General features: G+C 67.6%; 12 protein-coding genes. 8 read left to right on the top strand and 4 right to left on the bottom strand.

Annotated elements, in window-relative coordinates; translation table 11 throughout:
• The first annotated feature begins 11 nt into the window (after positions 1-11).
• On the top strand, positions 12-542 hold the full coding sequence (locus ACWESM_RS34930) for a type VII secretion system-associated protein (protein WP_397280984.1): 531 nt from the start codon (positions 12-14) through the stop codon (positions 540-542).
• A 45-nt stretch (positions 543-587) separates the two neighbouring features.
• Here the strand turns inward: ACWESM_RS34930 and ACWESM_RS34925 are convergent, their stop codons facing one another.
• The 4 genes from ACWESM_RS34925 to eccD are packed head-to-tail and all read right to left on the bottom strand — an operon-like array spanning position 588 to position 7,800.
• Positions 588-881: a hypothetical protein gene (locus tag ACWESM_RS34925; protein WP_452495405.1), complete on the bottom strand. Its 294-nt coding sequence runs from the start codon at positions 879-881 to the stop codon at positions 588-590.
• Between the two features lie 25 nt (positions 882-906).
• On the bottom strand, positions 907-4,941 hold the full coding sequence (gene eccCa / locus ACWESM_RS34920) for a type VII secretion protein EccCa (protein WP_452495403.1): 4,035 nt from the start codon (positions 4,939-4,941) through the stop codon (positions 907-909).
• A gap of 11 nt (positions 4,942-4,952) precedes the next feature.
• Positions 4,953-6,350 (bottom strand): type VII secretion-associated serine protease mycosin, encoded by a 1,398-nt coding sequence (gene mycP, locus ACWESM_RS34915; protein ID WP_364434000.1) that lies wholly within the window; start codon positions 6,348-6,350, stop codon positions 4,953-4,955.
• Positions 6,343-7,800: a type VII secretion integral membrane protein EccD gene (eccD, locus tag ACWESM_RS34910; RefSeq protein WP_364433905.1), complete on the bottom strand. Its 1,458-nt coding sequence runs from the start codon at positions 7,798-7,800 to the stop codon at positions 6,343-6,345. The genes mycP and eccD overlap by 8 nt, the downstream gene beginning before the upstream one ends.
• A 226-nt stretch (positions 7,801-8,026) precedes the next feature.
• Between eccD and eccA the strand changes: the two genes are divergently transcribed.
• From eccA to ACWESM_RS34875, 7 genes are all read left to right on the top strand, one after another.
• Complete coding sequence (eccA, locus tag ACWESM_RS34905; RefSeq protein ID WP_356967624.1) at positions 8,027-9,847, top strand: type VII secretion AAA-ATPase EccA; 1,821 nt, start codon at positions 8,027-8,029, stop codon at positions 9,845-9,847.
• A gap of 489 nt (positions 9,848-10,336) precedes the next feature.
• Positions 10,337-11,152, top strand: a complete 816-nt coding sequence (locus ACWESM_RS34900; protein WP_452495401.1) for an SDR family oxidoreductase — start codon at positions 10,337-10,339, stop codon at positions 11,150-11,152.
• Positions 11,153-11,243: 91 nt separating this feature from the next.
• Positions 11,244-12,470: an acyl-CoA dehydrogenase family protein gene (locus tag ACWESM_RS34895; RefSeq protein WP_364433898.1), complete on the top strand. Its 1,227-nt coding sequence runs from the start codon at positions 11,244-11,246 to the stop codon at positions 12,468-12,470.
• Positions 12,471-12,472: 2 nt separating this feature from the next.
• The gene (locus ACWESM_RS34890) at positions 12,473-12,619 is read left to right on the top strand and encodes a hypothetical protein (protein ID WP_355074394.1); all 147 of its coding nucleotides are present in this window, start codon (positions 12,473-12,475) and stop codon (positions 12,617-12,619) included.
• 34 nt (positions 12,620-12,653) lie between these two features.
• Positions 12,654-13,655, top strand: a complete 1,002-nt coding sequence (locus tag ACWESM_RS34885; protein ID WP_355074454.1) for a phosphotransferase family protein — start codon at positions 12,654-12,656, stop codon at positions 13,653-13,655.
• Positions 13,656-13,877: 222 nt separating this feature from the next.
• On the top strand, positions 13,878-14,567 hold the full coding sequence (locus tag ACWESM_RS34880; protein ID WP_355074393.1) for a TetR/AcrR family transcriptional regulator: 690 nt from the start codon (positions 13,878-13,880) through the stop codon (positions 14,565-14,567).
• A 607-nt stretch (positions 14,568-15,174) separates the two neighbouring features.
• Positions 15,175-16,059 carry an SCO6745 family protein gene (locus ACWESM_RS34875; protein WP_397280969.1) on the top strand — a complete coding sequence of 295 codons (885 nt, stop codon included), beginning with the start codon at positions 15,175-15,177 and terminating at the stop codon, positions 16,057-16,059.
• Positions 16,060-16,074 lie beyond the last annotated feature (15 nt).

Below are 16,074 nucleotides of genomic sequence, written 5' to 3'. Positions count from 1 at the left end.
AGGGCTCATCAATGACCGAGCAGAGCAACGACAACGACGCGGAATGGCTGTTCCTGATCGATCCGGGCTGGCAGCCCGCCGACGAGGACGATCGCCCGCCCGCACACGCGGTGCTGGGTGGCTGGTTCGTCGATACCGACGGCACCGCAGGCGAATTCCAGCCCAATCCGGACTATCGCCCCGCCGACGAGGCGTCGTTCATCGACCCGATCGACGCGACATTGCGGCTGGTCCTGGAGAAGCGGGCCGAACCGGGCCAGCTGCTGGCGACCCTGCGCGGTGCGGTGGTCGGTGTCGCGGTCGACGAGAACGGCAATCCGGTCGTCGCGGCGTCCCCGGATCAGATCCCCTGCGTGCTGGTGACCTCGGCGCCCGAGCACCGCAGGCACGCGCAGGTCGAAGGCTGGACCGAGGTCTCGATGGCCGAACTCGCCGCGGCGCTGCCGGAGGAGGGCATCGATGTCCTGATCAATCCCGGCGCTCCCGCATCGATGCGGCTGCTCGCCGGCGCGGTCAAGGCGGCGGTCGCGGTCGCGACCTGAGCGTGTGGTCGCTGAGCGGGTGTGCGCCGGCTCAGCGACCGTCGTTCAGAACCGGTATTCCTCGAAAGCGTCGGATCGGCGGCGCATTTCGGCGATTTGCTCGGGCGTCAGGAGCCGGTCGGGTACCGGTTCGTCGCGGCGCGTGAAGCCGGGCCGGGCGAGCAGTGCGGCCAGGGCTAGTACCTGGAGATCAGCCGGCGCCACCGTGTAGCGACCCGCGGCATCGACCATGCGCGCGTCGACGACGATGCACACGCTGCCGACCGCGACGACCGGAGCTCGATCGCCGCGCTCGGCCACGATCCTCGGCAGGTGCGCGGGGACGCTCGGCTCGTTCATCACAGGCCTTTCCGATCGGACCGGATCACAGGGCGGGCAGCTGACAGATCTGGACGAGCTCGCGCCCACGCGTGCGTGACACCAGCATGCCCCGGCCCGGCGGATACTGCGCCGGGCGGACGTCACCGAGCAGCACACCCTCGTCCTTGGGGGTGCTCATCAGAATGCCGTCGACCGACATGTCCTTGAGCGGGCCAAGGACATTGTCGTAGAGCGCACGCGACGCGCCACCGGCTCGCCGCGCGATCACCACATGCAGGCCGATATCGCGGGCCTGCGGGAGCAGATCGATCAGCGGCAGCAGCGGATTGTTCGACGCCACCATGTCGTAGTCGTCGACGATCACATAGACCTCCGGGCCGGTCCACCAGCTGCGTTCCCGAAGCTGCGTGGGGGTGATGTCGGCGCCCGGCATCCGCTGGGACACAAATCCCGCGACCTCTTTGAGGGTCGGGACCGAGGTTTGCGCCGAGGTCGAATATCCGGCCAGGTGCGGGCCATCGATGGCGCCGAGCATGGTGCGGCGGTAGTCGACCATAATGACCCGGGCATCGTTCGGGCTGCAATTCTCCACGATTCCCTGCGCGATATTGCGCAGCAGTGTGGTCTTGCCGCACCCGACGTCGGCGAAGACCAGCAGGTGCGGTTGCTCCTGGAAGTCGAGCACCATCGGCGCCAGTTCCGATTCGCTCAGTCCGATCAGGACCCGCTTGTTGTCCAGGCGCAGGCCCTGCGCTCGTGCGGTTTCCAGCACCTGCGCCCGGTCCAGTTCCAGCGGGAGTTGGCGCACGGGGGGTGCGTGGCGGTCACCATAGACCCGCGCCAAGGCTTCCTTGGCCGCGACGACGCCCTCGGCGAGGGTTCTCGGGTCGACGTCGGTGTCGAGGCGGGGCAGCGCGATCAACATGTGCAGTTTGTCGGGAGTCATGCCGCGGCCCGGGCGATTGATCGGAACGCCCACTGCCGCGCGGCGATCCATCTCCGAGTCCGACGGGTCGCCGAGGCGCAGTTCGATCCTGGTGCCGATCTGGTCCTTCACCACCGGCCGGATCTCGGCCCACCGGTTGGCGCCGAGCACGAGGTGGATGCCGTAGGACAGACCGCGCGCGGCCAAACCGAGCACCTGGCCTTCGACGATGTCGAAATCCTCCCGGAACGCCGCCCAGCCGTCGATGACGAGGAAGACATCGCCGAACAGGTCGGCCGAGAGCGGGTGCGCCGCGCGTTCGTCCTCGGGCAGCTGGGCGAGCCGCGCCTTCAGTTTCCGGAAGTCGCGCATGTTCTCGATGCCGAGGTCGAGAAAGCGGCGTTCACGCTGCCGCAACAGCATGCTGAGTTCGGCCACTGTCCGCCGGACGCGGTCGCCTTCGAGGCGACCTGCCGCCGACCCGACGTGCGGGAGACCGGTGAGCGCGGACAATGTGCCGCCACCGAAATCGAGGCAGTAGAACTGCACCTGCTCGGGGGTGTGGGTGGCCGCCGCGGCCGTGATGATGGTGCGCAGGGTGGTCGACTTGCCCGACTGCGGCCCACCGACCACCGCGATATTGCCCTGGGCGCCGGCGAGATCGATCGTGAGGACATCGCGCCGCTGCTCGTAGGGCTTGTCGACGATGCCGATCGGCAACCACAGATTGCCGTTGCGGTTGCTCTCCGAACGCCAATCCTGTTCGGGCAGCAGCATATCCACGGTGGGCGAGATGTCGAGCGGCGGCAGCCAGACTTCGTGCGCGGGTCTGCCGTGCCCGGTCAACCGCTCGACCACCACCTGCAGCAGTGACTGCTCGTGCGTGGGGGCGGGGGCTTCGGTCGCGGTCTCGCCGAGCAGTTCGCTCAGGTCCGGCAGTTCCACCGGGACCGGCTGCGCCGCGCGGACCGCGACGGCCGCGGCGGTGAAGAGGTCGACCGCGCCCGCTGTGCCGGTCGCCTCGGCGACGGCACGGTCACCGGCGGGCGGCACATAGGTGCCCGACACGTAGGTCGCGTTGAACCGCAGCGGGTCCGAGGAATCGCTCTTGAGATATCCGGCGCCGGGTTGACCGGGCAGGTGATAGGCGTCGGTGATGCCGAGCACCTGGCGGGACTCGCCGGCGGAGAAGGTGCGCAGGCCGATTCGGTAGGACAGGTGCGAGTCCAGACCACGCAGCCGGTTCTCCTCGAGGCGCTGCGATGCCAGCAGGAGATGCACCCGCAGCGATCGCCCGAGCCGGCCGATCATTACGAACAGTTCCGCGAAATCTGGTTTCTGCGAGAGCAATTCGGAGAACTCGTCGACGATGATGAACAGCGCGGGCAGCGGATCGAGCTGGGCTCCGTTGGTGCGCGCCTTCTCGTATTCGGTGACGTTGGCGAAGTTCCCGGTCGCTCGGAGCAGTTCCTGCCGGCGCGTCAATTCACCGGCGAGAGCGTCACGCATGCGGTCGACCATCGAGAGTTCTTCCTCGAGATTGGTGATCACCGCGGAAACATGGGGGAGAGGGTCGAGGCCGAGGAAGGTCGCACCGCCCTTGAAGTCGACCAGGACGAGGTTGAGCAGATCCGGTGAATGGGTGGTCACCATCGACAACACCAGCGTGCGCAGGAACTCCGACTTGCCCGAACCTGTGGCACCGATACACAGTCCGTGCGGGCCCATGCCGCTTTCCGCGGATTCCTTGATGTCGATCTCGACGGGCGTGCCGTCGGGAGTGACGCCGATCGGAACACGGAGGCGTTCGCGCGCGGATCGAGGCCGCCACACGGACTCGGCGTCGATCGTCGCGGCGTCGGGAATCGACAGCAGCGACATCAGACCGGGATCGCCGGAGACGTCGTCGCCGAGATTGACGATCTGGGCGGTGGTGGCGATCCGGAACCGAGCCATGGCGCGCGCGAAGGTGGCGGCCACCTCGGGGCTCAGCCGATCGGGACCCGCGAAATTCTCCACCGACCCGCCGGTGCGCGCGCCGATCACCTCCTCGTCGACGACCAATTGCAGGCCGCGCCGGACCGCGAGCCCGGCTGGTGGCGCGGTCAGGTCCAATACGGTGACCGAGTCGAGGCCCGCGTCGCTGATCGTGCGCTCGGAACCGCTGACATAGCCGTCGTCGATGACGACGACCACGTGCAGCCGGCCCGCGGTGGGCGGTGCGTTGCGCAGGAACCGGCCGCGCTCGAGCAGGTCCTCGCTCAACGCGGTCTCCAGCTCCGATAGCGACTCGTAAACCATGCGCGCCGCGCCGATCCCGTCGCGGTCTCGCGGATGTTGCAGGTGTGGAAGCCATTTCGCCCAACGCCAGGCGTCCGCATCGGGGTCGGCGGTGACGATGGCGAAGATCATGAAGTCCGGACCGTGAAAAGTCGCCAGCTCCATCAGCATCGACCGGAGCAGCGCGCGCCCGTGCTCCCGCGGGCCTTCGATGTTGACCGCGGGGAACGCGCGCAGCGAGATGGCGGTCGGCAGGCCGTGCACGACCGAGTGAGTGCGCACGAACCGGCGCAGCGCCACCGTCGCCACCGGTTCCAGGTCTTCGAGCGGGCCGGTCTCGGGCCTGGCCAGCTTGGTGGCGATGCGATGGCTGCCGACGCCGATCCGGACATGCCCGAAGTCGGAATCGCCGGGCCGGCGTTCCCACATCCGCCGTGTGCCGATCAGGGCGTGCAGGTCGACCGGGTGGGGGTGGCTCCAGATCAACGCCGCCCGCTGCGCAGTGCCGGTGCCGCGGACGTCACGGCGCAATTGATCGAGGTAGCGGAAATAGTCCTTGCGTTCCTCATTGAGCTCGGCGGCCTTCTTGCCACCGCCACCGGTGCGACCGGCGAACATGCCGACCATCGACATCAGCATCATCATCGGAAACATCATGGCCATGGGGTTGGTCAGCATCGACCGGCCGCTCATGGTGAACATCAGCGCCATCATGCCGACCATGGCGACCACCATGACCAGCGGAAGCAGGCGCTGCCACAGCGGGCCGGGCACCGGCGCGGTGATCTCCGGCGGTGCGTTGAGCACCACGTCGCCGCCGGGCGGCCGCGGCGGGGCGATCCGGGCCAGCCGAATGAAACCTTGTGTACTCATAGCTGTTCCGTTCAGTCGTCACCGGGCAGAACGAGCGGCATGCGCTGCTTGCGGCGGAAGGGGATCGACAGCGTCGAGAAGATGGCGAGCAGGGTCAGGCAGATCGCGGCGCCCGTCACGCCGATGCGCCGCGGCCACGGGTTCACCGGTGCGATCGGGGCCGGGCCCGCGATCTGTTCGCCGGCCGCCGGATCATGGAGCGGCGGATTCGGCAGTACGGCGGTGAGCGCGGCTACCGGATCGACCATGCCCGCGCCGATCCGGGCGTCGTGGCCGTCGCCGGGTGCATGCGCCGTGCCGATGATGCGATCCATCACCTCTTTGGCGGACAGCTGCGGAAAGCGTGCGCGCACAAGGGCCGCCAGGCCTGCGACGTAGGCGCTGGAAAAGCTGGTTCCCGCCACCGGCGATACCTGACCGTCGGCTTGTGGGGTGCCGTTGACCAGGCCGGTGGCACCAGGTTTGCTGTCGAGTGAAATCAGGTTGCTGCCGGGGGCGGCCACCGAGACCCACGGCCCGTACAGCGTGAACGGCGACGGCGAGCCGTCCGGCTCGACCGAGGCCACCGAAAGGACATAGGGCGAGAACCACGCGGGCGTCGCGATCGTTCTGACTGAATCCCAGCCGGCGCCGTTCTGCTGCTTGCACGCGCCCTGCGATTGCAGGTTTCCCGCCGCCGCTACCACGACGACATCGCGGTCGTAAGCGTATTTCAATGCGGCGCCGAGCATCCCGTCCACCGGGCCGGCACCGGCGGGCCGGCAGGACACTTCGGAGATGTTGACGACCGTTGCGTGCAGATCCACCGCGCGGACCACGGCATGCGCCAGGGTGGCGACGGTGCCGTACCCACCGGCCGACATGCCATCGGGCCGGTCATTGCCGTAGCTGTTCTTGGCTTGATAGGCCAGGCTGGTCTGCCGGATCGCGAGCACCGTGGCTCCCGGCGCGACACCGGCGAAACCATCGCCACCGTCCGGGGACGGGTGTGCGGCGATGATCCCGGCGACCAGGGTGCCGTGCCCGTCGCAGTCGGTCGTGCCGTCGGAATCGGAGACGTAGTCCCCGCCCGCGTCGACCGTCAACCGCGGATGGCGAGTGACTCCGGTGTCGATCACCGCGACAACCTGTCCCGCGCCGCGACCGAATTCCCAGGCAGCGGCCAGCCCGAGCGCCTTTTGGGCGGCGGGCACCCCAGCCGGAGGTGGTCCCGTCCAGTTGGGTTCCGAGCACAGCAGTCGCTGTTGCGAGGGTTCCGGCGGGGCCACCGGGGCGCCGGTGATCAGCAGGCCCGGATCGACCCCGGGCGGAGCGACGGCCCTGGCTGGACCGGTGGGCAGCAACGCCGCCGTGATCGTAAGTGCCGCGACGGCGAGCGCGGCCGGTGCCGATCGTGCGTGGTCACGCATTGCGGGCCAGGGCATAGACGTCGATGATCCAGAACACCAGTGGCCCGATCAGGCAGATCATGAGGTACTCCAGCAGCTCGCCGGCCCGCTGCACGACCGGCGAGATCTCGAGCTTCGGCCCGGCCACCCCGATCAGCAGCGCGAGTGCCGCGACGACGAGCAGCGCGCCCGCAGCGGGCAACGCGGCATCGGTGAGTTGGGTGCCGAGCAGCACCATCGGCGGGATCAGCGCCGAGCAGCCGCCGAGCACCAGCAGCGCGGCCTGGGTGAGGTCGGAGAAGGCACGCCCGCGCCGGGCCAGCACGATGCCGACCGCCACCGCCAGCAACGCGGTCTGCCAGAGGTGGTCCCGGGCCGTCGCGACCACCATGATCGTCGCGATCACCGTCACCGTCACGATCCCGGCGATCATCCCGGACTGATAGTCGTTGGCCCGGCGGGCCCGTTCGCCCAGCCCGGCCGCCGAGGGAATCGAGGTCGCGCCGATCGCGCCGATGCCCTCGATGGTCGGTCGGGGCTCATGGTCGCGCGGATCGATCACTCCGCCCGCGGTCGGCACCGGCGGCACCGGCAGCCGCGCTGCCGCGACCGCGATCCGCGGCGTCAGCGTGATGCCGAGCAGTGCGAAAAAGATGACTCCGGCCGCGGTTTTGGACGGTGCCACCTGCCATACCGTGGTCGTACCCGCGGCGCCGAGGCCGAACGCCGCGATCGTGATGACGGCGGTGAACATGGTTGGGCGCACCGCGATCACCCGCATCGCGACCGTCGCGAGCAGTATCGTGACGGCGCAACTCAGCAGCAGGTGCGGTGCGCCCGGCAGACCGGGCACGAGCGCCGCGGCCCCGGCGCCCATCAGCAGCAACCCGCACAGCGCCAGGACCGTGGCGGGCAGTGTCGCGGCATACCACCGGGCGACGAGCCCGGCTCCGACCAGGACGAGGAGCCCGAACCCGCTGCCCGCCGCCCCAGCCCATCCGCCGGCCCCGTGTCCCGCCGCGTACAGCAACAGGAGGCAGGCGCTCGCGACCGCGGCGATCGCGCCGCCGAGCCCGGCCAGGCCCGCGGACTCGGCGGTCCAGCCGCGAAACGAGTTGTCGGTCAGCCGGGCCACGGCGTCGATCACGTCATCGAAGAGCGCCGGGGAGTCGACCGAATCCACTGCGGCCAGCACCAGCAGGTCGCCGTCGAAGACCTCGGCCTCGGTGAGCGTCCGGACCGGGTCGATCGCGGTGTGGCCCAGCCGGGACAGCGTCCAGTGCCGGGCGACCAGCGGCCCGTCCTCCTCGTGTTCGGACAGGTCCGGATTGCGAGAGGCGATGAGTGTCACCACATCTGGAATGAAAGTGGCGATCGGGATCGTGGCGGGCAGCGCGACATCGACCTGAGTATTCCCGCCGATCACCGAGACTCTGCACAGCTGCGGCTCGATCGCCGTTGACTCGATCACGTGATGACTCCCGAATTCCCTGGTTACGACGATCAGGAAGGTAGCAATCACGGTGCCGCGCGGCGGTGGCCCGAGGCGGAGTTCGCTTTGTCGTAACCCGCGGTGTGGCAACGACATGCGGTTATCGCGTCGAGCCCGCGCGGCGGGGTGAACTGTCCGTGAATGGCCGGTGCTCGCCGTCCGGGTTCGCTGGGCTGGACAGCCGAGTCCGCGCTAATTTCCGGGCATGTCAGCGATTCGGCAAGCGCAACAGGTCTTCGATGCGGGCGTCCTCTCGCTCGGTCTGATGGTCGACGGCCAGCAAGCCGCGAAGAATCTCGAGTACGCCAAGGTCGCCTTCCGCCGGGCGACCGAGCTCGATCCCGACATGTGCGACGCCTGGCTCGGGCGCGTCGCCGCCGGGGACGCCACCCAGGAAGTGCTACGCCAGTTACACCGCACCTCGACGACTTCGCATCTGCGTGAGCAGCGCCGTCTCGGTCTGCCGCCGCGGCAACTGGCCGGTCGGTTCCAGATCGGCCAGTACATCGACTATCCGATCGCCAGCCTCACCGAGATCTGGCTCGCCCAGGCGATGCATCTCGTCGAGGACCGGGATTTCGATGCGGCCGAACGCGTTCTCGACGAACTCGACGAGCGTCGCAGGCAGCTGACCGAGGATCCCGACCGTGCCGTCGACGACAAGGTCTGCGCCTATGCGCGCGGCGTGCTCTATTTCACCGGTCAACTGTGGCAAGAGGTGATGGGCGTGCTGGCCGGGTCGGCCGACTGGCAGGACCAATACATGGCGGCCGGCGCGCACGTCATGGTCGGCACCGCCTGCGCCCACCTCGGCCTCTTCGGCGAGGCGACCCGCAGGCTGGAACTGGCCGAGCGCGGCCCGATTCCGGCGGCCCGGACTGCGGCCATGTACTGCCGTGGGCTGGCGTTGCGCGAACAAGGCCACGAGGACGAGGCGCGGGCGTTGTTCGAGACCGTCTACACGCAGGTCCCCGGGTTCGCCGCCAACGCCACCGCGATGCGCGATCCCAAGTTCCGGATCATGGTGACCACCAAGGAACAGATCGAATCACGCACCGACCGTTGGGATCCGGCGTCCGCGCCGTCGCTGGCGGAGGCGGCCGAGGAGGAACAGCATCACAGGGCCGAGCTGATCCTGGCCGCCGCCCGCGCGGAACTGGCGGCGCAGATCGGCCTGGGTGCGGTCAAGGTGCAGGTCGCCAAGCTGCAGTCCTCGGCGATGATGGCCAAGATCAGGGCCGAGAAGGGCCTCAACAGCATGCCCCGCGGCCAGCATCTCGCCTTCACCGGCCCGCCTGGCACCGGCAAGACCACCATCGCCAGGGTGGTGGCCAAGATCTACTGCGGGCTCGGGTTGCTGAAGACCGACAAGGTCGTGGAGGCCAAACGCTCCGACTTCGTCGGCCAGCACCTGGGTTCGACCGCGATCAAATCCAACCAGCTGATCGATTCGGCCATGGACGGCGTGCTGTTCGTCGACGAGGCCTACACCCTGATCCAGGCGGGCCTTTCCGGTGGTGACGCCTTCGGGCGCGAGGCCGTCGACACCCTGCTGGCGCGGATGGAGAACGATCGCGACCGCCTGGTCGTCATCATCGCAGGCTACGACGGCGAGATCGACCGCTTCCTGGCCAGCAACGACGGCCTGTCCTCCCGCTTCGCCAAGCGCGTGAAGTTCGACTCCTACTCGCCCGGCGAACTCTGCGAGATAGCCCAATTCATCGCCGCCAGACGCGATTCTGCCGTATCCGACGATGCGGTCGAACTGTTGCGCGAGTCGTGCGCGACGCTCTACGCCACCGAAGGCACCGACCAGAGCGGCCTGCCCCGCCGCGGCGTCGACCTCGCCGGCAACGGTCGATTCATCCGAAATGTCATCGAAAGTGCAGAGGAAGAGCGCGAATACCGCCTAGCCATGGACGACAGCCTCGACCACCGCGCGCTCGACGAAGAAACCTTGATGCGCATCGAGGCCGACGATATGCGCAAGGCACTGGAAGTGGTGCTCTCAACCCTGATGCCCTGAGTGCGAACACAACTGGAAGTAGCAGCATCTCGCCGAGCTTGTTGCTGCCCAGACGGCGAAGTTCGCCAACTTGTACGACGTCAGCCACGAGCGCGAGGACGTCGCGCGACTTGTGTCGGAACGGTCGAGGCGGATGCCGGGAACCTTCCACCAGCTACCGCGAGACAGGTATGAAACAGCATGAAGTCACCTCTTTCGTGACCCGTCTGCTGATTCCTTCGACATCTATCGAAGCGCACCTTGGTTGCTTCGCGCCACCCTGCGCGTTCGCAGGGAGCGGGGGTGGGTGGCGTGACCAACGGAGGTGTGGTCATGTCCGGCTCGCGATGAGGCGGCACTGGAGCCGATTCTCGGCGCGTGGCAGTGCTTGAAACTGACGTCGACTTCAACTATACAGATGTCAGGGGCCGCATCGGGTCCAGCTGGTAGTAGGAGCCGTCCGTTCGGATGTGGCGGCGCGCCCCCATCGACACGAAAGCAGGTTCGGTAGTGCAGGTTGCAGGCAAGGTCGCCATTGTCACCGGTGGCGGCGGAGGCATCGGCGGCGCTATCGCGCGGGCTCTCGTCGGTGCGGGTACCCGCGTAGTCGTCGCAGACCTGCACGCATCTACCGCTCAGGCCGTCGCCGACCGGATCAACGCCGACCATCCCGGTACCGCGGTGTCCGCCGGCGCGGACGTATCGGACACCGAGGCGATTCGCCAACTCATCGCGTTGGCTGACAAGCACTTCGGTCCCGTCGACATGTACTTCGCCAACGCCGGAATCGTCGGTGCGCCTGGGCTCGAGGCCGACGAAGCCGCCTGGAGCCTGGCGATCGACGTGAACCTGCGCGCCCACATCCGGGCCGCGCAGTTGCTGGTCCCGGCATGGGTGGAGCGGGGTGCGGGCTACTTCGTCAGCACCGCCTCCGCGGCGGGGCTGCTCACCCAGATCGGGTCGGCCACCTACGCGGTCACCAAGCACGCCGCGGTCGGTTTCGCCGAGTGGCTCAGCGTCACCTACGGAGACCAAGGGGTGCGGGTCAGCTGCCTGTGCCCACAGGGCGTCAATACGAAGCTGCTGTTCGGTGGGGAGTCCGGGGAAGTCCTCGGCGCCGCGGCAACCCGCGCCGTCACCAGCGCCGGTGAGGTGCTCGAACCGGCCCAGGTCGCGGCCGACGTGATCGCCGCGATCGACGAAGAGCGTTTCCTGATCCTGCCGCACCCGCAGGTGCTGGACATGTACCGGCACAAGGCCGCCGACTACGACCGATGGCTGCGCGGCATGCGGCGCTACCAGACGAAGGTGCTGGCGCGGGACTGAGGTCCTCCCGCGGCATCGACCTCGTCGAGGCTGTCGTCGGCCACAACGAGCGCCGCACCCCCGATTCCCTCCGGACCCGTCAGGAGTTCTCATGTCCCTGTTCGACATCTCCGAACGCGCCCAGCAGTTGCAGAACGAACTGCTGGATTTCATGGATGCACACGTATACCCGGCCGAGACCGTGTACGAGGAGCAGATGCGCGCGGCCGGCGATCCACATTTCCATCCGCCGATACTCGAGGAACTCAAGACCGAGGCGAGAAGGCGGGGCCTGTGGAACCTCTTCCATCCACATCCTGCCACCGGTGCCGGACTGACCAACCTCGAGTACGCGCCGCTGGCGGAGATCATGGGCCGCAGCCACATCGCGCCCGAGGCGTGCAACTGCAACGCCCCCGACACCGGCAACATGGAGGTCCTCGAGCTCTTCGGCACCGAGAAGCACAAAGAGAAGTATCTGAAACCCCTGCTCGACGGCACTATGGCGTCCGCGTTCGCGATGACGGAGCCAGGTGTGGCCAGCTCCGATGCCACCAATGTCGAACTGTCTATGGTCAAGGACGGTGACGAATACGTCCTCAACGGCCGGAAGTGGTTCGCCTCCAACGCCCTCCACAAGAACTGCAAGGTCATGATCGTCATGGGCAAGACCGATCCGGCCGCCCCGACGCACCGGCAGCAGTCGATGATGGTGGTACCGATCGACGCACCCGGTGTGACCGTGCTGCGCAACTTGCCGGTCTTCGGTTACGCCGACCGAGAAGGTCACGCCGAGATCGACTTCAAGGACGTACGGGTTCCGGTCGAGGACCTCCTCAAAGGCGAGGGAGAGGGCTTCGCGATCAGCCAGGCCCGGCTGGGCCCCGGTCGCATCCACCACTGCATGCGTGCCATCGGCGCGGCCGAGCGCGCGCTGGAACTGATGTGCAAGCGCGCCCAGTCGCGCGTCACGTTCGGCAAGCCGATCGCCGACAATGCCAACATCCAGGACTGGATCGCCGAAGCGCGCATCGACATCGAGATGATCCGGCTACTCACCCTCAAGGCCGCATATCTGATGGACACCGTCGGTAACAAGGAAGCACAGACCGAGATCGCCGCGATCAAGGTCGCCGCCCCGGCCATCGCGCTGAAGATCGTGGACCGGGCCATCCAAGTGCACGGTGGCGCGGGCGTCACCGACGACTTCCCGCTCGCCATGTCGTACGCACACCTGCGGACCCTGCGCCTGGCCGACGGCCCGGACGAAGTGCACAAGCGCGCTATCGCCCGCCGCGAACTGCGCCAGTACCGCGACCTGCGACCGGACGGTATCTGAGCATGACTCCCATGCAGTCGCGTGCCAGAGCGTCTTTTCTGGATCTGAGCGGCAGAACCGCGATCGTCACCGGCGCTTCGCGCGGCATCGGCGGCCAGCGGCTCGGCGACGTGGTGCCCTACCGGAACGGAGCGACGCTCGGTGCCTGAGACCTCGGCGCGAGATGCGATCGGCATCGATCCGATGGCGGTCACCCGCTGGTTCGGCGACCTCGGGATCGAGTTCGCCGGCCGGCTGGGCTTCCACCGGATCGGTCTCGGTCAGTCCAATCTCACCTACCTCGTGCGGGACGACGCCGGTCGGCGCTGGGTGCTGCGCCGGCCCCCATTGGGGCACCTGTTGGCCTCGGCACACGACGTCGCGCGGGAGGCGCGGATCATGTCCGCGCTCGCGGGCACTTCCGTCCCTGCACCGCGGATCCTCGGTGTCGCGGAGAATTCCGCGATCTCCGACGTGCCGTTGGTGCTGATGAACTTCATCGACGGCCAGGTCGTCGACACGATGGAGATCGCGGAGTCACTACCTCAGCGACGGCGTCGCGAGATCGCGGAGTCCCTGCCGCGCGCCCTCGCGCAAATCCACGCCGTCGACCTGGAGCGGACCGGACTGTCCGATTTGGCGAGCCATAAGCCGTACGCGCGACGCCAACTCGCGCGGTGGTCCGGCCAGTGGGAGAAGTCCAAGACGCGGGAATTGCCCGAACTCGACGATCTGACCCGCAGGCTGATGGCCGCGGTGCCCCAGCAGACCGAACTCGCGCTCGTGCACGGCGACTTCCACCTGCGCAATGTGATCGTCGCCCACACGAGCGGCGAGGTCATCGGCGTGCTGGACTGGGAACTGTCCACGCTCGGAGATCCGTTGGCCGACATGGGTTCTATGCTCGCCTACTGGCCCGAGCCGGGGGAGGACACGGGGGGAGACTTCCCGGTCTCCACACTCGCGGGATTCCCGAACCGGGACGAACTCGCCCGGATGTACCTCGACGAGACCGGCCGGGACCCGCAGGCGCTGAAGTTCTGGCACGCGCTCGGTCTATGGAAGGTGGCGATCATCGCCGAAGGTGTCCTGCGCCGGGCGATGGACACCCCCGCGAACAAGGCGGCAGCCGGCACCCCGACCGTCGAGCGCATCGATGCTCTGGTCCACAAGGCCATCGTTATCGCCGATGCCGCGGGGATATGAATCCCCGGCCATCGACACTTATCAGGAGAATCTTCTATGAAGGCATGACGCGTCAACGAACTCGGCGGGCCGCAGGACGTCGTGAAGCTCGAGGACGTCGCCAAGCCGACCGCCGGTGACGGTCAGGCAGGGTGAAGGTGTTGGCTGCTCCAGCACGTCGCCTGCGGTTCGCCGCGGCATGATCTGGCGAGCTCCGATGGTTGCGTTGCTATAACTGTTCCCATGTCACGATCGACCGCAGGGGACGAACACGAGGGCCCGCCGCCGTCCATGGCGAACTCCGCGCTGCTGCGCGAGCTTCCGGCCACCGGTCGGGGATTGCGGACGCGCTCGGCCTTGATCGCAGCTGCCCGTACGGTGTTCGAGCGTTCGGGCTACCTCGACACCCGGCTGGTCGACATCACCACAGAGGCCAAATGCTCGTCCGGCACCTTCTATACGTACTTCTCCAGCAAGGAGGAGATCTTCGCGGCTGTCCTCGAGTTGGCGCAGGAAGACATGATGCATCCAGGAATGCCGCATGTGGACCCCGACGCCGACCCTGCTGGGATCATCGAGGCGAGCAACCGGGCGTACTTCGAGGCGTACAAGCGCAATGCCAAGCTGATGGCGTTGCTCGAACAGGTAGCCAGCATCGATCCGGAGTTCCGCAAACTGCGTCGGCGGCGCGCGGAGGCGTTCGTTCGGCGAAACGCCCGCAGCATCGAGTCCCTGCAGGCGCGGGGACTCGCAGACACGGAGGTCGATCCGCTGTTGGCCTCGCGCGCACTGTCCGGGATGATCAGTCGACTCGCGTTCGACTACTTCGTGACCGGTGAAGGCGCACCGGAGGATCTGAGGGTCGACCTGGACGAACTGACGCGCATCGGAACCCGGTTATGGGTCAACGCGCTGCGCATCTCCCCGCTGTGAGCCAGGCCCGTCCGAGCCGCACAAAGCACCTTTCAGGCGACCTCCGCGCTGAATGGTGCTCATCATTTCCCGCCTTTTCCGGTCGTTTCTGTGTGATTTTGTGTGTCGTGTGACCGGTCGCAGGCCGGTGTGCCAGACGGTGGTACTCGAACTTTCGGCGAACGGCGAACCGTCGTCTTCGACAATATAGCTCCCGGCCCACCGGCCGGGGTCGCCCCCGGCAAGGTCGTCGAAGCCCCCCGTGAGCCCTGCGGGTAGGGCGACAGCCGACACCGGCGCCTCCGGGAGTTCCGCCGTTCCGGCAGGACCGTAAATGACGTTGATTTCGGATCGAGACTTGACGTAGGTCACAACTTGATGTTGAGTTCAGCTTCAATGTTCGGCCCTCCGGAGGGAGGGTCGAAGCCCAGATCCGAAACAACGACGATCGAGGGAACCGCATGGCCCCACTCCTGACTGTGAACGATCTGTCTCGCAGGCTTCTGGTCGCGGGCAGGCCGCTTCGCGAGGTCGGTGTCGCACCCGCCGCAAGCGAGGGAGCCGGCCCGGTCGGCGAGCGGCGATGAGTTCCGTGACCTTTCTGCCAGTCGAATTCGAAAGAATGACGATGTCCACTGTTTCGCCGGAGACCGCCCGGCTCACCTTCCGTGCTCTCGAACTGATTCACGGGATGATCTACTTCAGCCCGCACGGGCAGGAGTGCTATGCCGAAATCGGCTTGCAGGGGCGGGCCCCGACATATTTCGCGCCCCGCTCGGCAGCGATGGGCCCGGTACCCGCGGAAGTCGCCGTCGCGACATTCTTCAACTTCAATCCGGTGGCGGTGCGCTCCGCGCTGCCCGCGGCCTGGCACACCGCCACGCCTGGGCACGTCCTGGAGGCGCGGTACGAGGCCGTCGACCGCTCGCTGCGCCAAGCATGGGGCGACGACGTCGACGGTCCAACGGTTCGGGAGGCGGCCGATCTCGCACGCCGTGCCGCGGAACGCGCCTGCGATCGGCCTCAGGGACGTCCGCTGTTCGCCGGACACGCGCAGCTGCCGTGGCCGGACGCTCCGCACCTGGTGCTGTGGCACGCGCAGACTCTGCTGCGCGAATTCCGAGGCGACGGACACGTCGCGCTGCTGTTCACCGAAGGCCTCGATGGTATGGAGGCGCTGATCACGCATGCCGCGACGGGGGCCATCAGCGCGGAAGTCCTCCGCGTCAGCCGGTACTGGAGCGAAGAGGAGTGGGCTGCGGGCATCGAGCGGTTGCGTGCTCGCGGGTGGCTTCTGAATGGGCCCGGACTCGCCCTCAGCGAGGAAGGGCGGCGGCGCCGGCAATCGATCGAGGACCGGACTGACCAACTCGCCGTGTACGCGTACGAAGCAATCGGACCGGAGGGGTGTTCGCGACTGGGCGAGTTGGGCATGCCGCTGACGAAGGCGGTTGCGCAGGCCGATCTGGGTTTCCCGGCCGAGCTGATCGCCCGGTACCGGGACGGCCGGTGACCGGGGCGCCGAGGC

The sequence above is a fragment of the Nocardia sp. NPDC003999 genome, assembly GCF_053604885.1.
The sequence above is the reverse complement of the archived record's forward strand: the minus strand, read 5'-3'. Positions and strand labels throughout refer to the sequence as shown.

Excerpts from the sequence above, each read along its gene's own strand:
- ACWESM_RS34890 (WP_355074394.1), top strand. The coding sequence starts at position 12,473 with ATGACTCCCATGCAGTCGCGTGCCAGAGCGTCTTTTCTGGATCTGAGC.
- ACWESM_RS34930 (WP_397280984.1), top strand. The coding sequence starts at position 12 with ATGACCGAGCAGAGCAACGACAACGACGCGGAATGGCTGTTCCTGATC.
- ACWESM_RS34880 (WP_355074393.1), top strand. The coding sequence starts at position 13,878 with ATGTCACGATCGACCGCAGGGGACGAACACGAGGGCCCGCCGCCGTCC.
- ACWESM_RS34875 (WP_397280969.1), top strand. The coding sequence starts at position 15,175 with ATGTCCACTGTTTCGCCGGAGACCGCCCGGCTCACCTTCCGTGCTCTC.
- eccA (WP_356967624.1), top strand. The coding sequence starts at position 8,027 with ATGTCAGCGATTCGGCAAGCGCAACAGGTCTTCGATGCGGGCGTCCTC.
- ACWESM_RS34925 (WP_452495405.1), bottom strand. The coding sequence starts at position 881 with ATGAACGAGCCGAGCGTCCCCGCGCACCTGCCGAGGATCGTGGCCGAG.
- eccCa (WP_452495403.1), bottom strand. The coding sequence starts at position 4,941 with ATGAGTACACAAGGTTTCATTCGGCTGGCCCGGATCGCCCCGCCGCGG.
- mycP (WP_364434000.1), bottom strand. The coding sequence starts at position 6,350 with ATGCGTGACCACGCACGATCGGCACCGGCCGCGCTCGCCGTCGCGGCA.
- ACWESM_RS34885 (WP_355074454.1), top strand. The coding sequence starts at position 12,654 with ATGGCGGTCACCCGCTGGTTCGGCGACCTCGGGATCGAGTTCGCCGGC.
- ACWESM_RS34895 (WP_364433898.1), top strand. The coding sequence starts at position 11,244 with ATGTCCCTGTTCGACATCTCCGAACGCGCCCAGCAGTTGCAGAACGAA.